The organism is Hydrococcus rivularis NIES-593 (assembly GCF_001904635.1).
GTDB classification, from domain to species: Bacteria; Cyanobacteriota; Cyanobacteriia; order Cyanobacteriales; family Microcystaceae; genus Hydrococcus; species Hydrococcus rivularis.
Genome location: NZ_MRCB01000025.1, coordinates 1 through 14,835, shown reverse-complemented (window position 1 = coordinate 14,835; position 14,835 = coordinate 1). Strand labels below are relative to the sequence as shown.

Sequence of the window (14,835 nt, the reverse complement as noted above, 5' to 3'; positions counted from 1 at the left end):
ATAAGTATTTTGGTAGTGCGAGCATCTTGCTCGCCTGTTCAATTTATTAATTAGAATAATTGGTTTCTACTTCTTCTAAAATCTTCTCTATTTCATCAATATCCTTTTGCCTATCTTTTTTATCGACTACCAACACGGCTAATTTGCCTACAGTCGTCGCCTCAAACATTAGTTCTTTTACAGATAATTCTATTTGAAATATTTCTCGTAATTTAGAAGCGATCTGAACGGCAAGTAAAGAATGTCCTCCCAAATCAAAAAAATCATCATGAATGCCGATCTTTTCAAGACCAAAAAATTGTTGCCAGAGATAAGAAATTGTTTGTTCGACCTCATTATCAAAATTTTGTATTGAGATTGAGGAATGAGTTATAGATAAATCAGGAATTGCTGGTGAGGCAATAGAAAAATTCTTTTGTTGCTCAATAACTTCCGGTAAATCTCTCGTCGAAACAATAACTTGAGATAAACCACTTTGAAGAATGCGACTAAAAATATCTATGCCTTCAGTGGGTGTTATTCCTTGTTTAAGTATTTCTTCTCGTTGCTGTTTAAAAGCATTTGGAATGTTAGCATTAACCGCCATCCCAACTTCTTGCCAAGTATCCCAGTTAATTGCTACTGTCGGATAGCTATTTTGAGACGCTTTGTAGTGACTAAACGCATCTAAAAAAGCATTTGCACCACAATAATCGACTTGTCCGAATTCCCCTAGTATCGAACTTAGTGACGAACAAAGTACCCAGAAATCAAGATTAATATCTTTGAGTAATTCATCGAGTATTAATGTTCCTTCTACTTTAGGTGCTAGGACTTTTTCAGCCGCTTCTAATATTTTTAATTGTATCGCTCCACCGCCAGCAATTCCCGCAGCATGAATGACTCCATTAATTGTAGCAAATTGTTTGATTGCTGTCGCGATCGCCTGTTGCATTTGGTCATAATTAGTAACATCGGCAGACAAGATTAATACCTGAGAACCGAGTTTTTCTAGCGCCTGTAATTTTCCAATTTTTTTACTAGTAATATCTTGAGGTGGATGAGTTGCTAGCCATTCCTCCCACGCTTCTTTTTTAGGTAATTGAGAACGTCCAACTAAAATTAATTTAGCTTGTACTGTCCGAGCAAGATATTCAGCTAATACTAAGGCTATTTCTCCCAAACCGCCTGTAATTAAATAAACTCCTTCTTGTCGTAATAAAGTTGGCTCTTGAGTATTTTTTTCTAAAGAAATAGGTTCAAATATTTGTACCCAACGACGATTGTTTCTGTAAGCCGCGATCGCATTTTCTGAAGTAACTTTAATTTCTGCTATCAATTGCTTTATTAGTTTATCTTTTTCTGACGCATCAATTTCTACATCGATTAAACAACAATTGATGTTCGAGCAGTCTTGAGGAATAACTTTACAAGCGCCCAAAATAGTTGCTTTTTGGGGAGATAATAATTCATTGCCGATAATTTGATAAAGATGGTTAGCAATAACGACAAGTTGAATGGGATTGTTTTGTTTTTCTAATGCTTGTGCCAAATAGAGTAGGCTATCAAAACCGAGAGTTTGATTAGTTTCTAACGACTGAGTAACACTCCATAAATAAATAATCTGATTGGGAATATTGCCTTGTTCTGTAATGAATTGAATTAAGGCAAAATAGTCATTAGGATTAGTAGGATTAATAGTGTAATTGTTGCGATCGCGTTGCTCAAAATTTTCTCCTGTTGAAATTGCTATCGCGTCTTGTCCTGCTAACTGCAATTGTCGAACGAGTTGAGAACCGATGCCGCATTCATCAACAAAAACGAGATAACAACCAGAAGGAATCTCTTTTGTTTTTATCAGTGGAACTTGTTTCCAAGAAGGAACATAAAACCAGTCATTAATATTTGATTTTTTAGCGAGTTTTCGGACGGTTGTTTGAGGTTCGATCCAATAACGCTGACGTTCAAAAGGATAAGTTGGTAAAGGCACTCGCCCCCGTTGTTTGCCAGCATGAAAACCCTCCCAATTAACAGCAACTCCAGACAACCAAAGTTGCCCTAAACTCTTGAGTAAGAACGTTACATCCGAATCTTGTTGCTTGGGATGGCGCAAGGAAGAAAAGACTTCTTGAGTGGGATTTTGCTGTTTAACCAAAGAAGATAAAGTACGTCCCGGCCCCACTTCAATTAATATTCGATCTGGTTGCAGTAATTGAGAAATCCCCCCTGCAAATTTCACAGTTTGGCGTAAGTGTTTCGCCCAGTAATTTGCATCTGTCGCTTGTGTTGATGTAATCCAAGTTCCCGTTACATTAGAAATAAAAGGAATAGTCGGAGGATTTAGTTTTACTTTCTTCACCTCTTCCAAAAAAGCTTCTCTAACAGGTTCCATCATCTGAGAATGAAACGCATGGGAAGTATGAAGGCGACGACATTCTATTCCTTTTGCTGCCAATTGTTCGATAAGCGTTTCTATTGCTTTTTCAGTCCCCGAAACAACGCACAAATTCGGCGCATTACTAGCAGCTAACGATACATTTTCATTGAGTAAGGTTTTTACCTCAGCTTCGGGTAAAAAAACAGCTAACATTGCCCCTGTCGGCATTTGTTGCATCAGTCGTCCGCGTTTAGCTACTAACATCAAAGCGTCTTCAAACGACATGACACCAGACAAGCAAGCAGCAACATATTCTCCAATGCTATGTCCGATCGCAGCCCCAGGAATAATGCCCCAAGAGATCCATAATTGAGCTAAAGCATACTCGATCGCAAACAGCGCTGGTTGAGCAAATTCTGTTTGTTTTAGTTTCTCTGCTGCTTCTACTTCAGACTCGCTTGGGAAAAGAAGCGATCGCAAATCTAATTTTAAATACGATTCGAGCAATTTCGCACTGCGATCGATCCACTCTCGAAAAACTGACTCAGTGTGATACAGTTCTCTCCCCATATTGACATACTGAGCGCCTTGACCGGGGAAGAGAAACGCGATCGCGCGATCTCCTGGTTCCTGAAAGCGAGTAAACACTTTTTGAGGATCTCGCGATGTTAAGATATCGATTGTATCTTCGATGTCAAGAGCGATCGCAATGCGACGGTAATTAAACTCTCTTCGTCCCACTTGAAGCGTATAAGCCACATCTGCTAAATTCAACTCCGAATGCTTATCCAAATGTCGAGCTAAATTATCTGTAGCCGTCTCCAACGCCGATTCAGTCTTCGCAGAAAGCACTAATAGCTGCCAAGTTAGATTTTGGATTAATTCTCCTTGTCTCCTTGTCCCCTTGTCCCCTTGTCCCCTTGTCCCTCCTTCCTCTCTCTGCCCTCTGCGTCTCTGCGCCTCTGCGTGAAATTCTTCCAAAATGACATGAGCATTCGTACCCCCAATTCCAAAAGAACTAACACCAGCGCGGCGAGAAGTGCCATTACTTTCCCATTCACATAGCTTAGTATTGACGAAAAAAGGACTGTTAGCAAAATCGATTTGAGGGTTAGGTTGCTCGAAATGCAAACTAGGTGGTATTTTTTTGTGTTTTAATGCTAGAACGGTTTTAATTAAACTAGCAACACCTGCTGCTGTATCAAGATGTCCGATATTTGTCTTCACAGACCCGATTGCACAAAATCCTTTTTTCTGAGTTTTAGCACGAAAAGCCTTAGTCAGTGCCGCAATTTCGATGGGATCTCCTAGCGCGGTTCCCGTTCCATGAGTTTCGATGTAAGCTATAGTTTCTGGGTCGAGATCTGCTAAAGCGATCGCCTCAGCAATGACTTCTGCTTGTCCATCGACACTCGGCGCTGTATAACCCACTTTTAATGCACCGTCGTTATTCATCGCCGAACTTCTAATCACTGCATGGATGCAATCGTTATCCGCGATCGCATCTTCTAATCGCTTCAAAACCACGATCCCCACGCCATTGCCAGGAAAAGTTCCCTGCGCTTTGGCATCGAAGGCGCGACACCGCGAGTCGGGAGATAAAATACCTCCTTGTTGATAAAAATATCCAGCTTTGTGAGGCACAGAAAGAGTAACACCGCCAGCTAGTGCCATGTCGCACTGGTAAGTTTGTAAACTTTGACAAGCCATACATACTGCCACTAAAGAAGTCGAACAGGCAGTTTGAATGTTGATACTCGGCCCAGTGAGATTGAGTTGATAAGAAACGCGCGTTGTTAAATAATCTTTTTCATTGCCGATCAGCGTTTGATAGCCTTCTGCTGAAGGTTGCAGCAGTTCGGGGTTAGATGCCAAATTCGATGTTAAATAGCTATTCCAACCGACACCCGCATAAGTTCCGATTCGACCTGCATAAGTTTGAGAGTTATATCCCGCCGCTTCTAAAGCTTCCCAAGCACATTCTAAAAAAAGGCGATGTTGGGGGTCGATAATTGCTGCTTCTCTGGGATTAAAGCCGAAAAACGCCGCATCAAACCGATCTATATCCTCTAAAATCGCCCCAGCTTTAATGTAATTGGGGTCATTTAACAGCGATGGATCTATCCCCGTTGCTTGCAGTTCCTCATCGCTGAAAAAAGTCGTTGACTCCACGCCATTGCAGAGATTGAGCCAAAACTCATCCAGATTTTTAGCACCAGGAAAACGACCCGCCATACCAATAATGGCTACAGAATTGGAAATGTCTAATTCACTCATCAATTTTCCCTTCTCTTCATCAGTTGTTTGTGTTGAGTCAATGCTTGTTTGCGTTTTTGGACTCGATTCTGGATCGGTTCGTCAGTCGCTTGGTTCGGTTGCGTGTCACTTAAATGTTTTGATAGTGCAGCAATCGTCGGATATTGAAACAGTTCGACAACTGATAACTCTCTTCCTAAAATGGCTTGTAATTTATTATGCGTCTCTACAATGAGCAATGAATTGCCACCAAGGTCAAAGAAATTGTCGTGAATGCCAACTTTATCGACCTGTAAGACCGCTTGCCAGACACTAGCGAGTGTTTGCTCGATTTGAGTTTGCGGGGCTATGTAGGCGATTCCCAACTCCGCACGAGAACTCATCGGCGGTGGAAGCGATCGCCGCTCGACTTTACCATTAGGTAGCATGGGCAAGCGATCGAGCATGACAAAAGCAGCAGGCATCGCGTATTCAGGCAGTTTTTCTTGCAGAAAACTTCGCAGTTGAGGAATGATTGTTTGGGTTTCTTGGGGTCGCTTATTGCTATATTCGTGCCAAGGACGAAGGCTAATAGGATTTTGGATTTTAGATTTTGGATTTTGGATTGAGAAAGTATTTTGCGCTTCCCGACTCAACACTACATCATAGCTGCCATCAGTACCAGAATCCGACCAGCTAATCTCAACTGCATAAGATAGTTCGTCGCCTAATGTCCAGAAGTCTTCGGGATCTATGCCTGTTTCTGGCTCGTTTTGCAGGATTTCTCGAAATTCTCCAATAGTTTCTGCACAATTACGAGTTTTCAGCCATTGTAGTAGTTGAATTTCCTTAGCAAGACGAGCGTTAGGAACTCTTCGTAATCCAATTACTTCAGGTTTTGTATCGGTTAGCAACTGACGTATCGATGAAACAATTAGTTTTTCTTGCTGCCATTCCAACCAAGACGGATTTTCGAGTATTTGTATATTTGAATTAACATAAAGAATAACATCGTATTTAAAGCGTGTTAATTCGTTGCGATCGCGACCTCCTTTAAGTTGAATCTGTACGCGATCGATTTCTGGTAAATGTTGTTTTAAAGCAGTAAAAAAGGCAGGATCGATAACCAACTCATTATCTGCTTCTAAATGCTCTTGTATTCGTTGCTGTAACTGTTCTCGTTTGAGACTTTCGGATGCGCGATACAGTTGCACGGAGGCGTGAAACATCTCTAGCAGTGGCAGACTGCGGACACCGCCAATAAAAATGCAACCATTGGGTTTAATAACTTTAACCGCTTGTTCTAAAACATTAACTAAATAATCAATGCTAGGAAAGTTCTGAACGATTTCATTAAGGATAATCGTGTCAATTTCTTGTGCTGTTACTTTGTTGAGGTCGTGCGCCATTCCCTGTAACAGTTTTACCTTCGACGATAACTCTGGTTGGCGCATCGATAAGTGCTGCTGGAGATAGTTTAGTGCCACTTCTGAAATATCTATCCCGCAATAATGATGGCACTGAGGGGCAATTCTCGATAACAGCAAACCCGTACCGCATCCAATTTCTAACACTCGTTGCGGATGTAAAGCTAGAATTCGACTGACAGTATTATTCACGCATTCGAGAATTTCTGCTTCTGGTAACGGTTGTTCGGTGTAACTGCTTTTCCACACTCTCAGGTTGATCGATGGATCGGATTGAGAAAATTCCCAACTATAAAACTGGTCGTAAACTGTTTGTAACTGAGACACATATTGGATGTCTGATGTCCTTTCATTAGCATCAGAAATTTGCTCTGATACTATTTCATTTATGTTGCTAGTTATAAGTTTTAGCCTTCTCGATCCCCCTAAATCCCCCTTGAAAAGGGGGACTTTTTCGTCATTTTCCCCTACCTCCTTTTTTAAGGGAGGTGCCGAAGGCGGAGGGATGGGGGGGGCTAGGGGGGATCGAACACTTCGATTTTTGTAACAATCGACTGGTACTACATAGGCAACTATCCGCTTATCACTCTCCTCGTCTTCTCGTGCAATGACAACAGCATCTCGTACTAAAGGGTGTCGTCTTAATGTTGCCTCGATTTCTCCTAGTTCGACGCGAAAACCACGGATTTTGACTTGAAAATCCGATCGCCCCAAAAATTCTAAATTGCCGTCGGGTAAATAACGCGCGCGATCGCCTGTATAATACAACCTTTCTCCAGCGCGATCGCTAAATAAATGCGGAATAAACGCCTCTGCGGTTAAATCGGGACGATTGAAATAACCTCGCGCCAGTCCGACTCCTCCTAAGTAAACTTCTCCAGGTATCCCCACGGGTACGGGTTGTAAATGACTATCTAGCAAATAAATATCCGTATTTTGCACCGGACGACCAATAGGGGTCTTTCTATCCTCGGATTTATTAGCAGCTAAAGCATAGAGAGTAGAGCAAATGGTTGCTTCCGTAGGGCCATAACCATTGATAATCTGTAAATTAGGAATGTTTTGCGCGATCGCGACGAGCAGTTGTTCGGGAATGGGTTCTACGCCTACTAGAAGTCTTTGTAATGTTAGTTTGTTTGGATTTTGTTCGATCCATTCTGATAGGGTTTCGATCTGAAACGGTGGCACGTAGGCACTTTGAATCTGATGAACGTTCAACCATTCGACAAACTGTTTAGCGTCAGAGCGTATTGTTTCTGGGACAATATATAGGGTTCCTCCTGCTAAGAGAGTGGAAAAGATTTCATACACAGAGACATCAAAATTTAAACTCGTCCACAAACTACAACGAGTTCCCACCGCAAGAGGTTGTCTACGCTCAAAATCTTTTAAAAGGTTGACCACACCTAGATGGTGACAACAAACACCTTTGCTTGTGCCTGTAGATCCAGAAGTGTAGAGAATATAAGCAAGATTAGACGGTACTACATTACTAACAGGCGTTAAAGGACTTTCTGGCGCGATTGCATCCCAATCCGAATCCATATCAACAATTTTGGCAACCTTATCGATAGGTAATACTGAAGTAAGTTGTGCGTGAGTCAATACAACTGTCACCTCAGTATCTTCGAGAATGAATTCTAAACGCTGTTGAGGATAAGTTGGATCTAAAGGAACGTATGCACCGCCAGCTTTAAGAATTGCCAAAATCGCCACCAGCATTTCTGGGGATCGATTCAAGCAAACTCCTACTAAAACATCAGGTTTAACTCCAAGTTTTTGTAAGTAATGCGCGAGTTGATTAGCTTTGCGTTCCAGTTGTTGATACGTTATCCGCTCATTTTCCCAAACTACAGCAGGAAGATCCGGTGTCTGTTTTACCCTATCTTCAAATAGATGATGCAAGCAGCGAGTTTGAAGCGGATAGCGATCGCGATGATTCCAATCGACTAACAGTTGTTGCCGCTCTGACTCGGTTAAGATGGTTACGTCAGAGAGCTTGTCTGTAGGGCGATCCACAATACTTTGCAGTAAGGTTTTAAAATGCGCGATCGCTCGCTCAATCGTTTCATCAGCAAACAAATCGGTGCTGTACTCAATCCATCCAACCAGTCCTTGAGATCTTTCCTCCATATCGAGACTCAAATCGAGTTGTGCAGTCTGGTTATCAACACTCAAACGAGTTAAAGTCAACCCCGACATCTCCATAGGTGGCATAGGTGTATTGTGTAGTGCAAACCAGACTTGAATCAATGGATTGCGACTCAAATCCCTTTCAATCTGTAATTCTTCTACCAGGCGATCGAACGGTAATTCCTGGTAGGTATATGCTTCTAATGCCACCTTCCGCACTCTAGCAAGTAACGCTTGAAAGGTAGGATTGCCGCTTAGATCGGTTCGCAGCACTACAGTATTGACAAAACACCCGATTAATGATTCTAATTCCTTGCGATCGCGATTGGCAACGGGAGAACCTACCAAAATATCTTGTTGTCCGGTGTAGCGATAAAGCAGTAAATTGAATGCCGCTAGCAGCATCATGAACAAGGTGACATTCTCTCGTCGCGAGAGTGCTTTTAATTCTTCTGTCAAGGACTTAGATAGCTCGAATGCTTGTTTTGCACCTTTAAACGTTTGAACGGGGGGACGCGGATAATCTGTAGGCAAATCCAGTACGGGTAACGGATGGCTTAAATGCTGCTTCCAATAAGCGAGTCGCTCGTTTAACACCTCTTCTTGCAACCACTGTCGCTGCCATAGGGCATAATCTGTGTATTGGATTGGTAGTTCGGGAAGTGGCGATCGCTCTCCTTGGAAGAAGGCATCATAAAATGCTGTTAGTTCTTGTAGCAAGACCCCCATAGACCAACCATCGGCAGCAATGTGATGAATTGTCAATAGCAAGATTTGCTCGGTCTGATGGAGTTGTAGGAGCGTACATCGTAATAACAACCCTTTGCTCAAATCGAACGGTTGACGAGCCTCCTGGCTAATTAGTTGCTGCACTGCTGCTGTCTGTTCTGTTTTTGACAGTTCTCTAAGATCTACCATCGAGAGAGGGAAAGTTAACTCTGAGGAGATAACCTGAAGCGGTTTGCCTTCTTTGGCGATGAATGTCGTTCGTAATGCAGCATGACGCTGGACAATGGCTTTGAGACTTTGTTCGAGTATGGCAATGTCGATCGCGCCACCACTTAATTTTACAGCAGCAGAAATATTATAAAATGGGTTCCCTGGCTCCAACTGGTCAAAAAACCATAAACGCTGTTGAGCAAATGAAAGCAGATATTCGTTTATGTTTGTTTCAATTCGAGGTATGGCAGTTACAGGGGTAGCATCGACCTTGATGAGTTGTTCGCTTATCTGTGCTGTCAGTCTTGTAATGCTAGTGCCTTCGAGGATCTGTGCAAAAGATATCTCTACTCCCAAATCGCTTTCGATGCTGTTTTTTAACTCGACTGCTGCGATCGAATCTATTCCCAGTGCATTTAATGACTGGTGTAGACTCAATTGCGATAAATTGATTTTTAAAACTCGCGCTATCTGTTGTTGTAGGTAAGCTTCTAATAGTTGCTGGCGCTTTTCTGGTTTGTCCAACAAATCCTGTCGAGTCAGCTTAGATTGAGACGGTGTTTCATCAAAGCGATCTAAAATACTGCTGCCAATAACATCTAATTCGCCTGCAAGAAACTTAGTGCGGGTTGCACGGCGCTGAATTTTACCACTAGAGGTTTTAGGAATACTGCCTGGTTTAATTAAAACTACTGCATAAACTTGTACTTCATGTTTTTCAAAAACTGCCTGACGAATTGCTGCAATGACCTCTTCTGGATTGGGTTTAGCGCGAAATTCTAATTCTTGCGCGATCGCAAGTTTTTCTTCATTATCAATCTCCACTGAAAACGCCGCACCACTCCCTAATCTTAAAGATGAATGGCTGCTTTGAGCCGTTAACTCAATGTCTTGTGGATAGAGATTGCGACCGCGAATGACGATTAAATCTTTGACTCTACCAGTTATGTAAAGCTCTCCATTCTCTAAAAAGCCTAAGTCACCCGTGCGTAAAAAAGGCCCCTCACCCGTGTCTGCTATATAAGCGCGAAAAGTTTGCTCGGTTTCCTCTTTTGTGTCCCAGTAACCTTGACCTACACTCGCTCCCGATACCCAAATTTCCCCTATCTCATTCGGTTGACATCGCTTTAAGCTTTCGGGATGCACGATGGCTATTTGCTGTTGGGGTATCGTTTGACCGCAACTTACTAATGTTTGACCGCCATCATCCAGACAATCGACAACTAAATTTCGTGAAAATGCAGATTTTTCAAGCGTTTTCACTTTCGGCACAACTGTTTGAGTGCCTCCAGAAACCATTAGCGTTGCTTCTGCCATCCCGTAACAGGGATAGAAAGCTTCTTTGCGAAAACCACACTCGGCAAAAGCTTTTGCAAATCGCTCTAATGTTTCGTGTCGAACGGGTTCGGCACCGTTAAAAGCAACACTCCAGCTACTTAAATCGAGAGAAGATTTCTGTTCGGGTGTAATTTTTTGGACGCACAGTTCGTAAGCAAAGTTAGGGCCGCCGCTAGTTGTCCCCTTGTAGTTAGAAATAGCCTGCAACCATCGATAGGGACGCTGTAAAAAGGATGCCGGAGACATCAAGATGCAAGGAAATCCCCCATATAAAGGCTGCAAAATTCCGCCAATTAAACCCATGTCGTGATAAATTGGCAACCACGAAACAAACTTACTCGCGGCTGAATGTCCCATGAGTTGATAAGTTGTGGCAGCATTGTGCAGCAAATTGCCATGACTGAGCATGACACCTTTAGGCGTACCAGTGGAACCGGAAGTGTATTGTAAAAAAGCGAGACTATCTGTTGCGATCGCGTTTTTATCCCAAGAATCCTCGCTCCCAAAATCTACATCGTCGGTAGTCAGCCACTGTAAATTTTTGGGTAGTAAAGTTTGTAGTGTAGACAAAAGTCCTGTGGTTGTTAGTGCGATCGCCGCACGGGAATCTGTTGCTATTGCTTCGATCCTAGGCGTATTGCGCTCGTTGCGAGGGGGATAGGCAGGAACGGCAATTACTCCTGCGTATAAGCAACCAAAAAATGCAGCGATGTAATCTAGTCCTGGCGGATAAAGGAGCAAAGCGCGTTCTCCACTCATCCCCATCGTTTGTAACCGCACTGCGATCGCTCTACTGCGTCGATCTAACTGTTGATAAGTTAGTGTCTTTTGCGCGTTTTCTCCATCTTTGAGAAATGTAAAAGCTTCTAACTCCGGCTGATGTAAGGATCTATAGCGCACAAGCTCGACAATCGTCGAACAGTTTTTAACAACTTTTTCCAATTCATCAACAAATTTTGCCATTACACTCTCACAACCTTAATTTGCACAGAGAATTTTGACGATCCCGCACGAACGAGCGCTTAAATTTTTTATTTCGCCTTCACAACCTTTCGTTGTTAAGTTTCACCTGCTTGTTGAAATTTATTATCAACTAACCTCATATAGCCTAGTAGAATCAGATGACATTTGCAACCTCTAATTGATAAAAAAATATTATCAATAACTGAGCGACTTAATTCTAAATCTTATCTTTGATGCTTAAGATGCAGGTTAAGCGAGCAAGCTTTTTCGGGCGATCGCTTGACCTAGTTGGACATAACATGATAAAAATTCTCAGGATTGTTGATAATAGTTACTGACAAATGGAGAAACTTAATGCTAAACAACTCGGCAAATCTTAGCAAAAGCTTGTTGTACCTTTAGTAGTATTAGTGCGATTGAAAGTGAAAATTAAAATGCAACTGGACGAACTAATCTCAATTGAGTGATTAACAAACTTCTCCATCGTTTGTTCAAACTAATTTTCTTGGCAAGCTTTATATTGTTTCTAGTCATGGCTTGTTATAACCTTAATTTGAACGATCTCGATTTTCCCAAGATACAGTTACCAACCTCTGAGTGCAAAAAAATTAGACATTCACTAGGAGAAACCTGTATCCCTACTAAACCTCAGCGTTTGATTGTCACCGATGCAGCCATCTTAGATGCAGTAGTAGCGCTTGGGATTCAACCCATAGCAGCAGCAGAATCTAATGCTGTAGGCAACATACAAAGCTATTTAGTCAGGTCGAGCAAATTGAAGGAGCCAATTTCTCTAGGCAAAGAAAGCCTGCTGAATTTTGAAAAGATAGTACAGTTACAGCCAGATTTAATTCTAGGATTTTCCATTAACGCACAAGATTATCATATTCTGTCACAGATCGCTCCGACAGTTTCTCTGCCATATAGCCCTATAGCTTGGAAAGACAATCTCCGACAAGTTGGTACGATCTTAGGCAAAAGTGAAGAGGCAAAACTTGTTTTACGCCAGTATCAAAAGCGAGTAGCAACATTGCGGTCAGTCATAGCGCAGAAACCAAAAAAAACAGAAGTCAGCGTGAGTCGCTTTTATGCAGGATGGCAAACGACAGAGTTTCAAACTAAATACTCATTTTCTGGAAGCGTTTTAGAAGATGTTGGTGTAACTAGACCAGCAGTGCAACTCCGGCTTGCTAACCCAAACGAACAGTATGTCACTGTCAGCTTAGAACGTCTAGACTTGCTGGATGCCGATGTCATGTTTGTCGCACTAGATCCTGGTTCTGAAGAATCGTTTAAACAATATCAAAACAGCCAGTTATGGCAATTACTCGATGTTGTCAAGAACAATCGCGTCTATAGAGTCGATTCGGCTTACTGGATTTCTGGAAACGTGCTATCAGCCAATGCGATCCTTGATGACTTGTATAAATACTTGCCAGATGGAGAGTAGCAGTTGTGTTTTCGCCCAAATTATTTAGTTAGAGACATTATTTAATGGCACAAACAAATCTTCCGACCAGTATGCGTAACTTCATTATCGTCTGGCTCGGTCAAATGGGATCGAATCTTGGCAGCAGCATGAGCGGATTTGCCATTAGTATTTGGGCATGGCAGTTTACAGGTCAAGTGACAACTCTAGCATTAGTAGATTTTTTTACCTTACTTCCAGGCATTTTTATTACTCCCATAAGCGGCGTTATCGTAGATCGTTGCGATCGCAAATTATTGATGATAATAGGCGATACGGTGGCTATAATCGCTACAATTGTTATTCTTTTGCTACAGTTAAGCGATCGCCTGCAAATTTGGCATTTCTATGTATCTGGGGTTGTTGTCGGGATTTTCAATCAGTTTCAGTGGCTTGCCTACTCAGCATCAGTAACGCTGATGGTTCCCAAACAACAGTATACTCGTGCTAGCAGCATGGAATTTGTGTCGGGTTACGGAGCCAATATCCTTGCGCCGCCTTTAGCTGGCTTTTTGTACCCAGTTATTGGTTTGGCTGGTATTTTGTGTATCGATCTAGTCACTTTTGCGATCGCAGTTAGCAGTATCCTTTTTGTCAACATTCCCAAACCTTCAGTTAGCGAAGCAATACAAGATCGCCTCAACATTTGGCACGATCTAGGATTTGGCTTGCGCTACCTAAAAGCACGTAAAGGTTTACTTGCTTTGTTGTTGATTGGATTATTGTTTGTTTTACCCCACGACATCAGCGATGCACTCTATGCGCCGATGATTTTGTCGCATACGGAAAATAATACTGTCTTGCTCGGCAGTTTAGCCTCAGCCGCAGGACTAGGAGGCGTGACGGGAGCGTTAATTTCTAGCGCTTGGGGCGGTCCCAAACGTCGCATTAGAGGAGTATTATTCGGCATGGTGGGTGCTGGCTTGAGTAAAACTGTTTTTGGCTTGGGTCAATCGCCTTTGGTTTGGATTCTCGCTCAATTCTGCTCCTCGCTTAATTTTCCTGTCAGCGGTAGTTGTGAAACCGCGATTTGGTTGGCAAAAGTTGCGCCTAACGTTCAAGGACGAGTTTTTGCGGCTCGTTCGCTGCTCGAACAGTTAGTTTCTGCTGTTGCTTACTTAATTGCTGGCCCTTTGAGCGATCACGTGTTTAAACCAGCTATGATGCCAGGAGGTAGCCTAGCACCTATTTTAGGAGGAGTATTTGGAACTAATGCTGGTAGTGGCATATCGTTAATGTATGTTCTGTGCGCTTTGTCGATGATGCTGGTTGGACTGTGGGGTTATAATTTCCATATGCTGCGTGATGTTGAAGCTATCATACCCGATAGCGATCGCCTGACGGGGTGACGAACTAGCTAGAAAGCTTGCTGTATAACGGTCATAGCTCTAAGACCGAATGGCACTAAAATAAGCGAAAATACTTAGTCGTCCCTGAAAAAATAGGGGTTAGGTTGATACAGGAACAGGAAAACATGAAGACGTAGAAAAAAAGCGGCAGAGTTTTCGGAGATTAAAGCCACACCCGGCTAGCAGTGCATTAATGCGATCGCCCATTGTCCCTTGTAAGTAATTGCGCCCCATGCCGTGGTCTTGCTTGCTGTGTCCAATCACGGGTTCAATTGCACTACGACGTTTGAGCCATTTTTTGAGTGTGGCTGAAAGCTTACGTTTGCCATTGACTAGAACATCCACATCAGTAGGATGATGTGAAGACCCCCGAAATCCTCGATCTACGATAGCCTGCTGTACTCGAACATTGGTCAAATGCTCTACTTGAGTTAGTGCAGGGGCAAGTGTAGCTCCATCATAAGGATTACCATGCTTGGCATCAATGCCCACAATCCAGTTACTTTTTTGGGTGGTGGTGACTACCACTTTACAACCAAATTCATAAGTTTTGTGGACTTTGCCCTTAGCAATAGACTCGTCCGAAAATTGGCAACACGCTCTAAGCCTGGTTTTGAACGGAGTTAA

Annotated in this window: 5 protein-coding genes; 2 read left to right on the top strand and 3 right to left on the bottom strand. The window is 42.6% G+C overall.

The features are described from left to right. Window positions 1-46 precede the first annotated feature (46 nt). On the bottom strand, window positions 47-4,633 hold the full coding sequence (locus tag NIES593_RS17320; RefSeq protein WP_073600771.1) for a type I polyketide synthase: 4,587 nt from the start codon (window positions 4,631-4,633) through the stop codon (window positions 47-49). After that, window positions 4,633-11,391, bottom strand: coding sequence for a non-ribosomal peptide synthetase (locus NIES593_RS17315; protein ID WP_073600770.1), 6,759 nt, complete (start codon window positions 11,389-11,391; stop codon window positions 4,633-4,635). The genes NIES593_RS17320 and NIES593_RS17315 overlap by 1 nt, the downstream gene beginning before the upstream one ends. Before the next feature lie 463 nt (window positions 11,392-11,854). Between NIES593_RS17315 and NIES593_RS17310 the strand changes: the two genes are divergently transcribed. Both NIES593_RS17310 and NIES593_RS17305 read left to right on the top strand, forming a co-directional pair. Beyond that, a complete protein-coding gene (locus NIES593_RS17310) occupies window positions 11,855-12,841 on the top strand; it encodes an iron-siderophore ABC transporter substrate-binding protein (protein ID WP_073600769.1) in 987 nt (328 codons plus the stop codon). 44 nt (window positions 12,842-12,885) lie between these two features. Further along, a complete protein-coding gene (locus NIES593_RS17305; protein ID WP_073600768.1) occupies window positions 12,886-14,208 on the top strand; it encodes an MFS transporter in 1,323 nt (440 codons plus the stop codon). Window positions 14,209-14,307: 99 nt separating this feature from the next. On the opposite strand, the gene NIES593_RS17300 is transcribed toward NIES593_RS17305, so the two are convergent. Continuing rightward, window positions 14,308-14,736, bottom strand: a complete 429-nt coding sequence (locus NIES593_RS17300) for a transposase (RefSeq protein ID WP_139253734.1) — start codon at window positions 14,734-14,736, stop codon at window positions 14,308-14,310. Window positions 14,737-14,835: the final 99 nt, after the last annotated feature.

What these genes read in the sequence shown, in the direction of transcription:
- NIES593_RS17320 (WP_073600771.1), bottom strand. Translation starts at nt 4,633, where the DNA reads ATGAGTGAATTAGACATTTCCAATTCTGTAGCCATTATTGGTATGGCG.
- NIES593_RS17315 (WP_073600770.1), bottom strand. Translation starts at nt 11,391, where the DNA reads ATGGCAAAATTTGTTGATGAATTGGAAAAAGTTGTTAAAAACTGTTCG.
- NIES593_RS17305 (WP_073600768.1), top strand. Translation starts at nt 12,886, where the DNA reads ATGGCACAAACAAATCTTCCGACCAGTATGCGTAACTTCATTATCGTC.